Annotated in this window: 14 protein-coding genes; 7 read left to right on the top strand and 7 right to left on the bottom strand. The window is 64.3% G+C overall.

Annotation, left to right across the window (positions count from 1 at the left end):
- The first annotated feature begins 30 nt into the window (after positions 1-30).
- Positions 31-825, top strand: a complete 795-nt coding sequence (locus LVJ94_48180) for a thioredoxin family protein (protein ID WXB04661.1) — start codon at positions 31-33, stop codon at positions 823-825.
- 10 nt (positions 826-835) lie between these two features.
- Here LVJ94_48180 and LVJ94_48175 read toward each other — a convergent pair whose 3' ends face one another.
- On the bottom strand, positions 836-1,537 hold the full coding sequence (locus LVJ94_48175) for a protocatechuate 3,4-dioxygenase (GenBank protein ID WXB04660.1): 702 nt from the start codon (positions 1,535-1,537) through the stop codon (positions 836-838).
- 585 nt (positions 1,538-2,122) lie between these two features.
- Between LVJ94_48175 and LVJ94_48170 the strand changes: the two genes are divergently transcribed.
- Positions 2,123-3,376: a hypothetical protein gene (locus LVJ94_48170; protein WXB04659.1), complete on the top strand. Its 1,254-nt coding sequence runs from the start codon at positions 2,123-2,125 to the stop codon at positions 3,374-3,376.
- A gap of 15 nt (positions 3,377-3,391) precedes the next feature.
- Here the strand turns inward: LVJ94_48170 and LVJ94_48165 are convergent, their stop codons facing one another.
- The 3 genes from LVJ94_48165 to LVJ94_48155 all read right to left on the bottom strand — a co-directional run bounded on the left by LVJ94_48165 (position 3,392) and on the right by LVJ94_48155 (position 5,145).
- On the bottom strand, positions 3,392-3,898 hold the full coding sequence (locus LVJ94_48165) for a DUF6454 family protein (GenBank protein ID WXB04658.1): 507 nt from the start codon (positions 3,896-3,898) through the stop codon (positions 3,392-3,394).
- A 182-nt stretch (positions 3,899-4,080) separates the two neighbouring features.
- Entirely contained in the window at positions 4,081-4,221 is a 141-nt protein-coding gene (locus LVJ94_48160; GenBank protein WXB04657.1) for a hypothetical protein, read from the bottom strand.
- Between the two features lie 99 nt (positions 4,222-4,320).
- Entirely contained in the window at positions 4,321-5,145 is an 825-nt protein-coding gene (locus LVJ94_48155) for an AraC family transcriptional regulator (GenBank protein WXB04656.1), read from the bottom strand.
- Positions 5,146-5,247: 102 nt separating this feature from the next.
- Between LVJ94_48155 and LVJ94_48150 the strand changes: the two genes are divergently transcribed.
- Complete coding sequence (locus LVJ94_48150; protein WXB04655.1) at positions 5,248-6,390, top strand: hypothetical protein; 1,143 nt, start codon at positions 5,248-5,250, stop codon at positions 6,388-6,390.
- Between the two features lie 12 nt (positions 6,391-6,402).
- On the opposite strand, the gene LVJ94_48145 is transcribed toward LVJ94_48150, so the two are convergent.
- A complete protein-coding gene (locus LVJ94_48145; protein WXB04654.1) occupies positions 6,403-7,533 on the bottom strand; it encodes a low temperature requirement protein A in 1,131 nt (376 codons plus the stop codon).
- Between the two features lie 40 nt (positions 7,534-7,573).
- Between LVJ94_48145 and LVJ94_48140 the strand changes: the two genes are divergently transcribed.
- Positions 7,574-8,497 carry a LysR family transcriptional regulator gene (locus LVJ94_48140; protein WXB04653.1) on the top strand — a complete coding sequence of 308 codons (924 nt, stop codon included), beginning with the start codon at positions 7,574-7,576 and terminating at the stop codon, positions 8,495-8,497.
- A gap of 84 nt (positions 8,498-8,581) precedes the next feature.
- Positions 8,582-9,232, top strand: coding sequence for a hydrolase (locus LVJ94_48135; GenBank protein ID WXB04652.1), 651 nt, complete (start codon positions 8,582-8,584; stop codon positions 9,230-9,232).
- A gap of 94 nt (positions 9,233-9,326) precedes the next feature.
- On the opposite strand, the gene LVJ94_48130 is transcribed toward LVJ94_48135, so the two are convergent.
- Together LVJ94_48130 and LVJ94_48125 are read right to left on the bottom strand one after the other, a co-directional pair.
- Positions 9,327-10,187: a hypothetical protein gene (locus LVJ94_48130; protein ID WXB04651.1), complete on the bottom strand. Its 861-nt coding sequence runs from the start codon at positions 10,185-10,187 to the stop codon at positions 9,327-9,329.
- Between the two features lie 238 nt (positions 10,188-10,425).
- Positions 10,426-11,409: a helix-turn-helix domain-containing protein gene (locus tag LVJ94_48125; GenBank protein ID WXB04650.1), complete on the bottom strand. Its 984-nt coding sequence runs from the start codon at positions 11,407-11,409 to the stop codon at positions 10,426-10,428.
- A gap of 91 nt (positions 11,410-11,500) precedes the next feature.
- Here LVJ94_48125 and LVJ94_48120 point away from each other — a divergent pair, with 91 nt between their 5' ends.
- Together LVJ94_48120 and LVJ94_48115 are read left to right on the top strand one after the other, a co-directional pair.
- Positions 11,501-12,325 (top strand): dienelactone hydrolase family protein, encoded by an 825-nt coding sequence (locus LVJ94_48120; GenBank protein WXB04649.1) that lies wholly within the window; start codon positions 11,501-11,503, stop codon positions 12,323-12,325.
- A 166-nt stretch (positions 12,326-12,491) separates the two neighbouring features.
- On the top strand, positions 12,492-13,268 hold the full coding sequence (locus LVJ94_48115; protein ID WXB04648.1) for an alpha/beta hydrolase: 777 nt from the start codon (positions 12,492-12,494) through the stop codon (positions 13,266-13,268).
- Positions 13,269-13,328: the final 60 nt, after the last annotated feature.

Raw genomic sequence — 13,328 nt, 5'->3', positions numbered from 1 at the left:
TCGCAACCCACATTGGGAGGTCTTCAAGCCATGACGACATCGAACGAGAATGGACGAAAAGGCGAACAGCCTGCCATGCGCACACCCGCGATCGTGTCCCAGCAGGCATGGGAGGAGGCGCGCCAGCAGCTGCTCGTGAAGGAAAAGGCCCTGACCCGCGCGCGGGATGCCCTGGCCGCCGAGCGCCGGCGAATGCCCTGGATGCCCGTGGAGAAAGCCTATGCCTTCGAGGGACCTGCGGGCAACGTTAGCCTGCGCGACCTGTTCGACGGCCGGCGCCAGCTGATCGTTTACCGCGCCTTCTTGGAACCGGGAGTTTTCGGCTGGCCCGAGCACGCCTGCCGGGGTTGCTCCATGGTGGCCGACCAGGTCGCCCATGTCGCCCATCTGAACGCGCGCGACACGACGCTCGTCTTCGTCTCGCGTGCACCGCAAGCAGACATTGCGCGGGTGAAGGCGCGGATGGGCTGGGATATGCCATGGTTCACCATCACGGACAGCTTCGACGCCGACTTCGGCGTGGACGAGTGGCACGGCACGAACGTGTTCTACCGCGACGGTGATCGCGTGTTCCGCACCTACTTCATCAACAACCGCGGCGATGAGCAGATGGGCGGCACGTGGAACTACCTCGATATCACGCCGCTCGGCCGCCAAGAGGCTTGGGAGGACTCGCCCGAAGGCTATCCTCAGACTCCGACCTACAAATGGTGGAATTGGCACGATAGCTACGTCGCAAACGCAGCGCCCGACCAGAAATGGGTCGAAATCTCGGACGCCGGAGAAGCCGCGTTCCGGAACCAGCCGACGAATACGAAGGCATGACCGAGGGCCTCTACGTGGGGCGCCCTCCGACCCGACAGACATCGACGCCCGACGCACGAACCACGAGCGTTTTCCAGGCCAACAGCGAGCCGTCGGCCATCTGTTGGCTCTGGAATACGTAGTCGGGGAGATCCACGGGGCCGATTCGAGCGCCCACGATGTCCGTCGCGTTGGTGGAGTTGCGTGCGCCACGGGCATTGTAGAGCGGCTGCGTGGCCACGATTTGGTCGTTGAGCGCGTCGTCGAAATAGAGCTGTACGATGTTCGATTCGACGTTCCCGGTACGGACAATCGCATGAAGGTGAATGGTCCGACGATCGTACCATCCGGGAAAACAGCTATTGAAATTGGCACGCCCCGATGAATTGGTTCGCTGCAGGCCACGGAACCACGTGCTGGCGAGCGCACGGGCATCGCCGTGGACGCACCCCTCCTTTTTGCCCTCGCCGTGCGGATCTCTGTCGATGCCCTCTCCCGAATAGATGCCCTCCGCGGAGGCATGCCAGACGTCGACGATGGCATCCGGGATCGGCCGGCACCGTTCATCGATCACGAGAAAGGCAAACCGCGTCGGTAGCCCGGGCTGCCCCTCGCTGATGTCCTCGCGCTCGCTCGTCACGGGCGAGTAGCACGGCCCCACATTTTGATTGCACGTCAACTTGCACGCTGCCCCCAGACCGGTGTTGAACGGGTCCGGATAATCGCCTTTCATGACGGCCGTCCCTCCACTGGCCCACCCGCTCGATCCATCCCACGGGCCGCCCTCGGAAGCACATCCGGTCAACCACCTCGCAAACGGCGCGATCGCCAGGGTCGATCCGACCATGCGGAGCGCTTGCCTACGCGTTACGTCGCGCTGCAATGCAGCGTATTTGGAATCGCTGGGCATCATTCCTCCTTCCACGATGCAACACTCGAATTGGGCCCTTGCGCCACCAACTTTCACGCAAGCCGTATTTCAATCTCGACGGCTCGACTGAATTCGATTGAACTTATCGAGTTTTGATAGCACGCCCCCGAACCGTGTCATTAAGATTGATAAACGCCGTAGCTTAATTTCGATACGTATCCGCCTATATCCCAATCACGTTCGGACCGTTGGCGGAGCGCCCCACTCGATCGTTCGGTGAGGCATTCGACGGCTATCGCGTCGGCGCCCCGCGCTTTTCTTCATGGATCGCGCCGAATCCATATTTCATGTTGGTCATTCGACAAAGATCATCGCGTCGGGCTCCCCGATCGTAGCCAGTCGGATAGGCGCATGGCGTGTCCCGCACCTCGTTGGTATACGTGGACGATGGGACTTGGCCTTCACGTGCTGGGACGATGGCGTCAGGAGAATGTGCAGCCCGAGCTGCTCGAACGGTGGTTTCGGCGTCATTGCGGAAGCGCCTTGCTCGAGGCTCGAATTCTCGACGGTGATGACGAGAGCACGCTGTTCGTATCCATCCATCCCGCGGCGGAAGACGTCGAGGTCATGGTCTCGAACGACGGGCGTGTCGTGGTCTCCGCCAAGACCTCGACGGTCGGGCCTGGATACCACCAATACCTGGCCAGCCTCCTGCACCGACTGGGCAACGACCAAGGGATCGATTGGGCGGCGCCCGGCGAGAACGAAGGCACCGGTGACGAGACGGGCTACTTCGAAACGGGCGACCGCGGTGCGCTCGAGCGTGAAATGCTCGCTTGGCTGCGCCGCCTCGCCAACGCCTTGCTCGAGCACCTCGCGGATTCCTCGGTGTCCAATCTTCAGGTTGGAATGGCGGTCGGCCATAGCTATGCGTGCGAGGGGGCCATCATGACGCCCTTGGGACCTCGCTCGCGCGAATGGATCCAGCGGGTTTCGAGCGACCCCACGCAAGGAATCGACCTCTTCCCATGGTGGCCCGAGGGGCTGGGCGCCAATTATTACCTCGGCATGGCGCTGGTCCGGATGTGGACGGACATTCGATGGCGGCCGCCGGTGAGCGAATCCGAAACGGCAACGTTGCGCGAAACCCTCGGATGGCTCGAGGCGGCGCGGCAATTCGATTCCCAGCTCGAATACCCCATGGCCGAGTGGCGCGAGATCGCCTCGGCGCTGGGTGAGCGCGTCACGCTCCCGGTGCCCGATGGCACCCCTCCGGCCGCGATCGGCTATCGCCGACGGCCCACGTGGGTGGCCATCACCGAGGGTTGGTCGATTCAGATACCGGGCGAGTTCGCGGAAGCCTGGGACGACGGCACATGGACAGCCTGGGACGACACGGCAGGCATTTGGTTTTCGAGCTACGCCTTCGAAGGCGCCGGGCGACCGTGCATGGAGGTCTTGGACGACGCACTCACCAACGCGCCCGCCCTTCGTTCGGAGATCATCGAGCGACAGTCCGAGCACCTCGCGGGCCGCGCCGGCGTCGGCCCCGCGAACGCCCATTCCTCGACGTGGTTCTTGACCGGCGTGCTCGCGCACTCTGCCGGATTCTCCATTTGCACGATTGAATTCGAGGGCCCCGCCCGCAAGGCGTGGGCGGTGGAGATTTGGCAGTCGATCCGCTGGGTGGACTCTACGTAGACCGACGGTGGCGCGCTACCGTCGCAGCGTCGTTTCCAGCACGAGCAAGTTCGACTCGCCGGGTTTCTCCCCGTCATCGGGCACTGCAAGCATGCGAAGGCGCTTGCCGGAAACGACGTCGAGGTGCACGGCATTGTAGGTCACCGTTCGCCCTGCAGGGGAGAGCGTCGCGATGGGCACCTCGTGGCGAACGTACCCGGTGGCCGTGTCCACGACCGAGAGCCCGCCCATGCTGAATACCTTGTCCGGGCCAATCGGGTATTCCGCAACGCCCGCGCAGATCATACCGCCGGCGCCGACGGTGATGCAGCTCTGACCATCGAAGAAGTGGCTCGCATTGGCGACGCTTTCCGTCCGTATCGAGGGTGAGAAGTTCGCGCGATCCCCAGGTTGCCGCGTGCAAGAGTCCTCTCTCGCGGTCGAGGTTCTCCAAGATTTCCACGCTGGACAGCACGAGCCGGTCGCCCACGCGCGTGACGCCTTGCGGGTGATGTACGGGGAACTCCAGCGGATAGCGCGCAACCAGTTCCCACTTGGTGGCGCGGTCCAGGCTCTGCACGGCAGGCAGTACGACCTCGATATCGTCGTTCACTTGCTCGAAGTTGCTCATCACATTGCTCCTCGAACGAAGGATCGCAGGCCGGCCCGGAGAGCCGGCTCGCGGGTGGGTGCGCGGATCATGAGAAAATAGCGTCCCGCATAGGTCAGCTCGCCGCCCAACTCGGCGTGCAGCGACTGCGGGGTAAATCGTCGTCGAAAAATGCGATACCGTGATGGCTCGTCACGTCGTACACGGGAGCACGACGCTGGTAATACGTTTCGCGGACGAGATCTCGAAGGACCACGACTCACCCCCTCGCCGAACGAGAGCAAGTCGTGCGCCTGAGTCAGCGCGCATCCACGGAAGACGGGCCGGACGGCGTGCGGCGCCACGACCCGTGCGCTCAGCGCACGGAATCGGCGATTTGCGAGGGGGTGGCTCCAAAGATGCGGCGCACGCAGCGGGCCATGTGGCTCGGATTGGCAAAACCTGCCTCCGCCGCAATGGCAATCATGTTCTTTCGCCCGCTCAGCAAGAGCGTGCGCGCCCGTTCGGCACGGCGCTCGAGGACGAAGCGATGAACCGGCAAACCCATGGATTGCTTGAACAGCAATTTGAAGTGCGACAGGCTGAATCCTGCTATCGCCGCAAGCTCGGCCAGCGTGAGGTCTTCGTCGAGGTGCGCCTCGATGTAGTCGATGACCTTGCGCAATCGCCATGCGGGCAATACGCGGTTCGATTTGGACGCGGAATCCCCATGGCGCGATCGCAAACCGAGCAATCGTGCCGCAAGCGCGGTGGCCAAGCTGTCCGCAAACACGCGGCCACCCGGATACGCGTCGTGATCTTCGGAATGCAGCATCCATCCCAGGCACTCGATTTGGGGATCGCGCACTTGGTGCAAGGCCGCGAGTTCCGCGCCGCGTGACCCCAGGCCCATCGCCTCCGCGGTTTCCCCGAGGAGCGACGGCGTCATTCGAATGAGCAGTGCACGCGACGGCTGCGCGAACGTCCAGCGGTGGGCCGCACCTGCGGGCACCACGGAGAAGTGGCCCTGGATCTGAAGACCGCGACGGTCGCGACCGTCCATGCGGCACGTCACGTCGACCGGGTTTCCCAGGTGCAGATCGAGAACGGCGTGATCGTCCAGCGGTGGCTCGACCAGCCCGGAGGGCACGGGCACCGTGAGAATCTCGAGGAGCGGTGCACGCGCGGAGCTTCCGGTCATCGCACCATTGTAAGGGACCGAAGGACGGAGCTGGGATCGGTTCGTTCCCTATCGTGAAATATCGATTTTATTCCGAGCGAGCTGGTAGGGTGCTGCCCCCCCATGCACCGCACGGTATCTCGGTTCCTGCTGCTTTCGGCCCTATGCGCCGCGTCCGCGACCTGCAGCACCGGCGCTTCGACGGAGGGTCCAAACGCCGCCGACGCCTCTGTCGACGGCGGCGACGCCGTGGGCGCCGACGCGACCGGCGGTGGGCCCGGCGCCAGCTCCGACGCAGGTTCCAGCGCGCCGGCTCGCATCGGTTATGCGTTGGGGGCGAGCGCCGCGAGCTCACCCGCGGAGCTCGACGCTCTGATGGCGCACTACGAAACGCTGGGCGTCGATGCGCTGTGGGCCGTCGCGGCGATGGAGTCGCTTTGCAGCACCGCGACGTGCGACTTCACCCCGCTCGATCGCGTGATTGCGCGCGCCCGCGCCCGCGGATGGCCCGTCGATCTCCAGGTTCACGGCACGCCGAACTGGATCAGCTCGGCGGGGTTGTGGCACGGCCCTGCGACGGACACGGAGGTCCGTCAGTGGACGGAGTTGTTCCACCAGCTCGTCGCGCACTACGGGACCGATATTGCCTATTACGAACTTTGGAACGAGCCCGATGACGCGGCGTTCTGGGCCCCGTCACCGTCGCCGCGTGACTACGCGCGCCTCCTTCATTCCGTCTACCTCGACGCGAAGGCCGTCAATCCCGCCGTGCAGATCGTCGCCCCCAACACGGGGCGTGCGGCGCTGGGCTACCTGGATGCGATGTACGACGCGCTCGCGGCCTATCCCGACGCCGCGGCTCGGCACTTCTTCTTCGACGTGCTCGGCATGCATCCGTACGCGGGCGACGGCGGCGGTGGTTTCGATCCGTCCGACGCACCGGGTAGCCACGACATCACCACCCCACTGGGTGTTTCGGGGTGGGCCTTTCTCGACTACCGCCGGATGCACGACCAGGTGATCAAGCGCGAAGGCCGCGCCAAGGATTTGGTGTTCGGTGAGTTCGGCTACTCCACGTCGAGCGGCGCCTGGTTCTCCGTGCCGGAGGCGACGCGCGCACGCTACGTCGCAAGTGCCTACCGCCTCGCACGTCAGGATGGTTACATCCGTTCGCTCGCGATCTACGCGCACGGCACGGGCGATGGCTTCGAGATTCACGGCACCGCGACGGAGACGTCCATCGCCACCGTCGCGAAGGAACCCTGACGCGAAGCCGGATCAACGCCGTTCGGCCGCGAGCACCGCGGCGACGAGCAGTGCGGCCGTCGCCAATTCGCCCGCGGCGGAGCCCCGGCTTCCCACGAGCACGGCGCCGAGGACGAGCACGGCGCCGACGACGCGGGGCATGGGGGAGCCAATGCCCAATACCCATCGAAACAGGGCGGCCCCCAAAAGGAACAACGCGACGCCGCCGGCCACGAGCCAAGCCGAAAACGCTGGGGTTCGCGCCATCAGGTCGTTCACCGACAGGCGCGTTCCAGCGGCGACCGCAACCACGCCGCCGATCATCAGAAGATGGGCAAGCCCGTAACCCGCCACGGCGCCTACCACTTTCCTCCCCGGTGAAGCTCGTTCGAAAGCGTGCGCGGCGCGCTCGTCCTCGTCGACGAAATAGAGCCACCACATGCAAGCCGTCAGCGCCAAACCCGCGAGCACCCCCAAAACCAGGGCAACGTCGACGGCTTTGTGTTGCGCCGCAATGCCCACGCTGAGCAGCGACTCCCCGAGCACGATGAGGATCATCAGCCCGTGCCGCTCGGCAAAGTGCGCGGCGCGGAGGCCGAAGCCCAATCCTGCGCGCCCCAAGAGCGGTGTTGCAATTTGCACCGCGAGGGCTCCGCCCCAGAGCCACGCATCGGCATTCCCATGTGCCCATCCCCCCATCAGGACGAGGGACGCGCTGGTGATGTTCCACACCGCGAGGCGGTAAACGGACCTCCGGGGCGCCCGATCGGGGGCGAGCCAAAAGCCAGCAAGGTGCACGAAGGTGATGAGCATGTACCCCATTCCGAAGACGATCCCGTCGTCGTCGAAGGCGCGAGGCACCGCCAATGCGCACAGGAAAAACCCTGCCATTCCCAGCAGGAGCAGGCAGCGCCGTGGCCACGTGGTCGGTGGCGTCGCATTGGTCATCCAGGCGTAGCCACCGTACATCCAGAAGATCGCCGAGAGCTCGACCGCCGCGCGCGCGACGCCGCCTGCGTCCGGTGTATTCATCAGCACGGTGGCGACCTGCGTAATCGTCAATGCGAACACCAGGTCGAAGAAGAGTTCCAGCGCGGAAACGCGCGCCTGCGTCGCGTCGCCGTTGCCCGGCGTGGGCACCTCCCTGGGTCCGGTCGGAATCATCGTGGTCGAGGCCATGCTAGTAACTTCGGGCAGGAACACCATGACCGATGCCCTCCAACGACTTTCATGGGACGATTTGCGCATCATCAAAGCCATTGGCGAGGGCGGCGGCCTCGCCGCGGCGGCAACGGCGCTCGGGGTAAACCACTCCACGATCTCGCGACGGCTCGCCGTGGTGGAGGAAACCGTGGGCGTGGTTCTGTTCGACCGGCGTCGCAGAGGCTACGTTCCCACGGGGCCAGGGACCGACATGATCGCCCTGGCGGATCGCATCGAGAATGACATTCTCCACGTGGTCCGGCGCATTTCGGGCCATGCGCAAGGCCACAAAGGAGACCTGCGCGTCACCACCAGCGACGCGCTGCTCTTGGATTTTCTCACGCCGATCATCGCGGATTTCCGCACCCGCAATCCCGAAATTCGGATCGACATGATCGTGGGGAATCAAGCGCTGAATCTGGCGCGCGGGGATTCGGATATCGCGTTTCGGGCGACGCTCCTTCCCCAAGAAAACCTTTTCGGGCGCAAGCTCGCCACCGTGGCCTGGGCCATCTACGGACGAAGGATCGATTACGTGGGCGCATCACCCAGTCGCCAGGAACTCTATCAACGCCAATGGGTATCGTACGGTAAGGGATTGTCCGGCCTCAAAGCGTACGAGTTCGTCAACGAGCACGTGCCGCGCGAAAAGGTCACGTACCGAAGCGATTCGGTGGCCGGGGTCGCCTCGGCGATCGCGGCCGGCATGGGCGTTGGATTTCTGCCCTGCATGCACGGCGATCTGGTCCCCGGCCTGCTACGCGTGAGCCCCGTCGAGCCGGAAATCTTCGATGAACTGTGGGTTCTGACCCATCCCGATATCCGCAAGTCCGGACGGGTTTATGCCTTCATGAGCCACTGCGCGGAGGCCATTGCCAAGCAACGTGGCTTCATCGAGGGCAAGGAAATGCGCAATTTCGCATAGTCGGTTCCGCGGGAATGCACGCTTCCCGGGCCGCGGTGCGCTCCTAGGATCCCCGGCGTTGCACCATAACCCGGAGAGACACTCATGAGCATCAAAGCCATCGCCAAGCCCGCCAAGAGCCTTCTCAGCCCGAAGGACCACGCCTTGATTCTAATCGACCATCAATCGCAGATGGCCTTCAACATCAAGTCGATCGATATCACTAACCTGCGGACGAACGCGGGAATCCTCGCCCACGCGGCGGAGGGGTTCAAGGTGCCGACCATCCTGACGACGATTTCGAAGGACACCTTCGCCGGCCCGGTGTTCGATGAAATCACCGCGGCTTTCCCAGGCGTGAAGGTCGTTGACCGCACCACGTCGAATGCCTGGGAAGACGAGAATTTCATCGCGCGCGTCAATGCCATCGGCAAGGACCGCCTCGTGATCGCCGGCCTGTGGACCTCGGTGTGCTGCAATGGCCCCGTCGTGTCGGCGCTGGAGCAGGGCTACGAAGTTTACGTGGTGACCGATGCGTGCGGCGACGCCACGCCGGAAGCCCATGAACGCGCGGTCGAGCGCATGATCCAGGCGGGCGCACGTCCCATCACGGCGCTCACCTATCTCCTCGAACTGCAGCGCGACTGGGCTCGTCAGGAGACCTACGGGCTCACCACCGGTATTGCGATGAAGTTCGGCGGGGCCTTCGGCATCGGCATCCAGTACGCCCACGCGATGTTCGCCGTCCACAAATAGGCGATTCGCGCGTTCCAAAGCCCCGCCGGTGCCATGAAGCACGGGCGGGGCTCTCGACAGTGGAACGGGTGTTTCGAACGAATTTTCTACCGCATCAGCGACACTTGATGCCGGCGCTCGCGCGCGCGACCTTCACGTCGACGATGTCCGCCACGGTGACCCGCAGCGCGGCCGCGTCGATGGATCCGCCGTCGGCGCTCTTTTCCTGATCGTTGATGGCGATGCGCACGATGCCGAGATCGATGATCTGGTTCGGGTCCGTGGAGACCCGGATGGGCTTCCCGTTGATGCGCAGGTTGAGGATCTTCACATCGGCCGAGGAGCGCGGTTTGCCGTCGTCACACCAGGCCCGCGCGTCTTCCTCCACGGCATCGATGAGGATCCCGTGCTCGAGCAGGCCGCCTTTGCCGAAGAGGTCCGAAACGAGATCGGTCACGCCGAGGTCACTGAGGATCTGCCGCAGGTCCACGGAGACGGTTCCGCCGTTTCCATCCTCGCCGAGAACGTCCCCGAGAAGGCCGCCCACCGGAGCGTCACGGAAGAGCGCCGCATTCGCCACCGCAGCGCGCGAGGTGGTCTTGCCCTTCGAGCCTTCGGTCGAGGCGTTCGCCACACCGGCCTTCACCAGGTTGCCCGCGTTGAGCGTCACCAGGCTGGCCGTTTGCTGATCACCATTCTTTCCAAGCGGCTTCGTGTCCGACACGAAGACGGTATCGTCGTAGTCTCCGAGCCCGTTGGGCTTACCCACTTTGACGGTCGCCGCAACCGCGCGGCCCGAGTACGATTTGCAGTGGCAGCCGTCTGCATCCGCTGCAGGATCTTGCTGTGCTGCGGGATCGCCGAGCAGGTTGTCGCTGGACGAATTGCCCGCGTCTCCTGAAGCACAACCCATCACGCCAAGCGTGGCTGCAAAGAGTCCGAGCATGCCCGTACGAATCAAATTCGAGTTAATCATCGTATTCTCCCCCTGACCTTCGCTTGCTCTCTATCAAGCGCACGTCTTCGCTCACTCTGATGCAAGGTACGAGAGCGTCGCATCGACCAATGCGAAAAGACATTCGCTCTGAGCTGGCTTTTTCCTCAGCGCTTCAAGCGCCCACGCGCGATGTTCGATAACCATCGACGCTTGGCGTTGTGTTTTTGTGAAGGTCGTCCGCAAACGCGTTCAAAACGCGATTGTCCTGCCAGACAAATCACCGACGCACGATCGCCAGAGGATTGTGTTTCGCAGCAATCAAAGCACGCGGGGAACCGGCGCCGAGCTTCTTCAATAGACGTCGAAGGGTGCTCGCGTCCTGATATCCAATTTTCGCGGCCACCTCGTCGACGCTCCAGCGAGTCGTTTGGAGCAGGGCCTGGGCGCGTCGCAGTTTGACGCTCAGCACGAGTGCCATGGTGCTCTGGCCGGTCACGCGCCGGACGTGGCGCGACAGCGTCCGCTCCGTCATCCCGAGACGGGAGGCCAACTCCGCGACGCTCGGAGGATGGGGAAAGTGCGATTCGATGGCCGACGTGATGCGCGCAATCAATGCATCGCCATTGGCAAGTAGCTCCGGGGCCACGTACTTCGCCTGCGCCTGTCGGCCATCGAGCAACAGGGAGCGCGCCAGGAGATCGACCAAAGGTGCGCCGCATCGCTCTCGGAGAAGGTGCAACATGAGATCCGTCTGCGCGAAGGCCGCCCCGGCGGTGAGGATGGGCCCATCGGCACAAACCATGGCGTGGGCGTCGACGAGGCATTGCGCGTCCATCTCCGCGAGCAACCCTGCGAGCCACCACGTGGTGGTGGCCCGGCGGCCGGCCAAGACCCCCGCGCCGGGTAGAAGGAAAACCGCCGTGCACGCCGCCGCGACGCGCCCTCCGCGCGCAACGTGACGGGCGATCGCTTTCGAGAGCGCCATCGCGTCCGGCCGTGCGAGACGCTCGCGCACGGCCACGGCGGTCGTGGTGGCGAGGCCGGGGATGATCCATGTCGTTCGGTCTTTGCGCGCCATGGTGCGCAGACGCGACGTTTGGATGCCCACGCCGGAGGAGAGCTCGACGTATCCCCCATGGACGGAGCAAACGTCGAATGGCAATGAGCCGGCTCCCAGCGCACACGCCGTCCGGAGCATGTCGAGGGTTGCGGCAACGCCCGTGGCAAAGGCGCCCTCCATGACGACGATGGTAAAAGCCATGATGTCCGATTATGCTCGAAAAAGGTCTTTTTCGCCACTGGAGGCACGAACCGCCCCTTGCTACCGATAGGCGCAGAAGGGAATTACGACCATGCGCCATCTCGATGAGGACGATCCGCTCACGGATTTCGGGCATCGCACCGTCACCCTGCTGGGCGAGACGCGAAAGGTTTACACCGCCGGCTCCGGCCCCGCAGTCATCGTCATGGCCGAGATGCCAGGAATCAGTCCGCGCGTGGCACGCTTCGCCCGCTGGGTGCGGGATGCGGGCCTCACCGTGTGGATGCCGAGCCTCTTCGGCCGCGACGGTGCCGTGCCCACGGCGAAGGAAGGGCGCAGCGTCTTGGAGCGCGCATGCATCCGCAAAGAATTTCGGGCGTTCGCGGCCAACGAATCGAGCCCCATCACGGCGTGGCTGCGGGCCCTGGCGGCGCAGGCCCACGCGGAATGCGGGGGCCCGGGGGTGGGCGCGATTGGCATGTGTTTCACGGGCAACTTTGCCTTGTCGATGATGCTGGAACCGTCGGTGCTGGCGCCCGTGCTGTCGCAACCGTCGCTGCCCCTCGACGACCCTGCCGGCGTGGAGATCGCGCCCGAAGAACTCGAGCAGGTGAGGCAGCGACTGGTGCGCGACGATCTCACCGTCCTCGCCTATCGCTTCGAGGGCGATGCCTTCTGCCGCGCGGAGCGCTTCGCCGCCTACCAACGCGCGCTGGGCGACCGCTTCCTCGCACGCGTGCTACCCGACAGCGCCGCGGGCCCGAAGTCCAATCGCCCCGATGACTTCTTCACCTTCATCCCCACGCCCCACAGCGTCCTGACCGTCCACCTCGTCGACGAGGCGGGCCATCCCACCTCCCGCGCGCGGGATGAAGTGCTGGCCTTCTTCCGCCAGCGACTCGTCGTTTCGCCGTAGCGCACCGGGCTCGGCCGATGCAACGAGCGGTCGTGCGAGCTCGGTGTTTTCACATCCCGATTAACGGGCTTTAACGTCGTTTACGGGCACAACATCTCCTCCATTCGAGTCGAACACCGCCGTGGAGCGGCGGGCCGTTCGCTCGCTCGAGATAGGGAGATAGTTCATGAGCAGTATTCGCATTGCCGTCGTTGCATCCCTGCTTGCCTTGGGCGCTTCGTGCTCGAACAGCACGAAGGCCGATTCGCCACCTCCCGCATCGCAGAAGACCGTGGTCCTCGTGCACGGTGCCTTTGCCGACGGCTCGTCGTGGAACAACGTCATCCCGTTGCTCCAGGCCAAAGGGCTCCATGTCGTGGCCATTCAGAATCCGCTCACGTCGCTGTCCGACGACGCCCAATGCGCGAAGCGCGCAATCGATGGGCAGTCCGGGCCGGTCATCCTCGTGGGGCATTCTTGGGGCGGTTCGGTGATCACCGAAGCCGGCAACAACGACAAGGTCAAAGCGCTGGTGTACGTGGCGGCGTTTGCGCCGTCGGCCGGTCAATCGACCTTGGATACGACCAAGGATTTTCCGCCCGCACCGGGACTCGCCAGCTTGAAGGTGGACGCCTTCGGGTTTGGCAGCTTGCCGCCCGAAACCGTGAGAAATCACTTTGCCCCCGACGTGACGCCCGATGTGGCCAATCTCATTGCCACCACGCAAGGGCCTATTCGCGTCTCCGGCTTCGACGAGAAGGTCACCACGCCCGCGTGGTCCAGCAAACCGAGCTGGTACGTGGTCGCCACGAATGACCATATGATTCAGCCGGATCAAGAGCGCGCCATGGGCAAGAAGATCAACGCACGCGTCACCGAGATCGCCTCGAGCCACGTGCCCATGGTGTCGCACCCGCAAGAGGTGGCCAACGTCATCCTCGCGGCCGCCGACAGCGTCGACTAGCGCGTCATCGGCAAAGTAAAGGGGGGCCGCGAAGGCACCGGCGCGAGCACGCGTCAGGAG

Source organism: Sorangiineae bacterium MSr11367 (assembly GCA_037157805.1).
GTDB classification, from domain to species: Bacteria; Myxococcota_A; Polyangia; order Polyangiales; family Polyangiaceae; genus Pendulispora; species Pendulispora rubella.
This window is presented reverse-complemented; position numbering and strand designations above follow the sequence as displayed.

What these genes read in the sequence shown, in the direction of transcription:
- LVJ94_48180 (WXB04661.1), top strand. Translation starts at nt 31, where the DNA reads ATGACGACATCGAACGAGAATGGACGAAAAGGCGAACAGCCTGCCATG.
- LVJ94_48175 (WXB04660.1), bottom strand. Translation starts at nt 1,537, where the DNA reads ATGAAAGGCGATTATCCGGACCCGTTCAACACCGGTCTGGGGGCAGCG.
- LVJ94_48170 (WXB04659.1), top strand. Translation starts at nt 2,123, where the DNA reads ATGGGACTTGGCCTTCACGTGCTGGGACGATGGCGTCAGGAGAATGTG.
- LVJ94_48155 (WXB04656.1), bottom strand. Translation starts at nt 5,145, where the DNA reads ATGACCGGAAGCTCCGCGCGTGCACCGCTCCTCGAGATTCTCACGGTG.
- LVJ94_48150 (WXB04655.1), top strand. Translation starts at nt 5,248, where the DNA reads ATGCACCGCACGGTATCTCGGTTCCTGCTGCTTTCGGCCCTATGCGCC.
- LVJ94_48145 (WXB04654.1), bottom strand. Translation starts at nt 7,533, where the DNA reads ATGATTCCGACCGGACCCAGGGAGGTGCCCACGCCGGGCAACGGCGAC.
- LVJ94_48140 (WXB04653.1), top strand. Translation starts at nt 7,574, where the DNA reads ATGACCGATGCCCTCCAACGACTTTCATGGGACGATTTGCGCATCATC.
- LVJ94_48135 (WXB04652.1), top strand. Translation starts at nt 8,582, where the DNA reads ATGAGCATCAAAGCCATCGCCAAGCCCGCCAAGAGCCTTCTCAGCCCG.
- LVJ94_48130 (WXB04651.1), bottom strand. Translation starts at nt 10,187, where the DNA reads ATGATTAACTCGAATTTGATTCGTACGGGCATGCTCGGACTCTTTGCA.
- LVJ94_48125 (WXB04650.1), bottom strand. Translation starts at nt 11,409, where the DNA reads ATGGCTTTTACCATCGTCGTCATGGAGGGCGCCTTTGCCACGGGCGTT.
- LVJ94_48120 (WXB04649.1), top strand. Translation starts at nt 11,501, where the DNA reads ATGCGCCATCTCGATGAGGACGATCCGCTCACGGATTTCGGGCATCGC.
- LVJ94_48115 (WXB04648.1), top strand. Translation starts at nt 12,492, where the DNA reads ATGAGCAGTATTCGCATTGCCGTCGTTGCATCCCTGCTTGCCTTGGGC.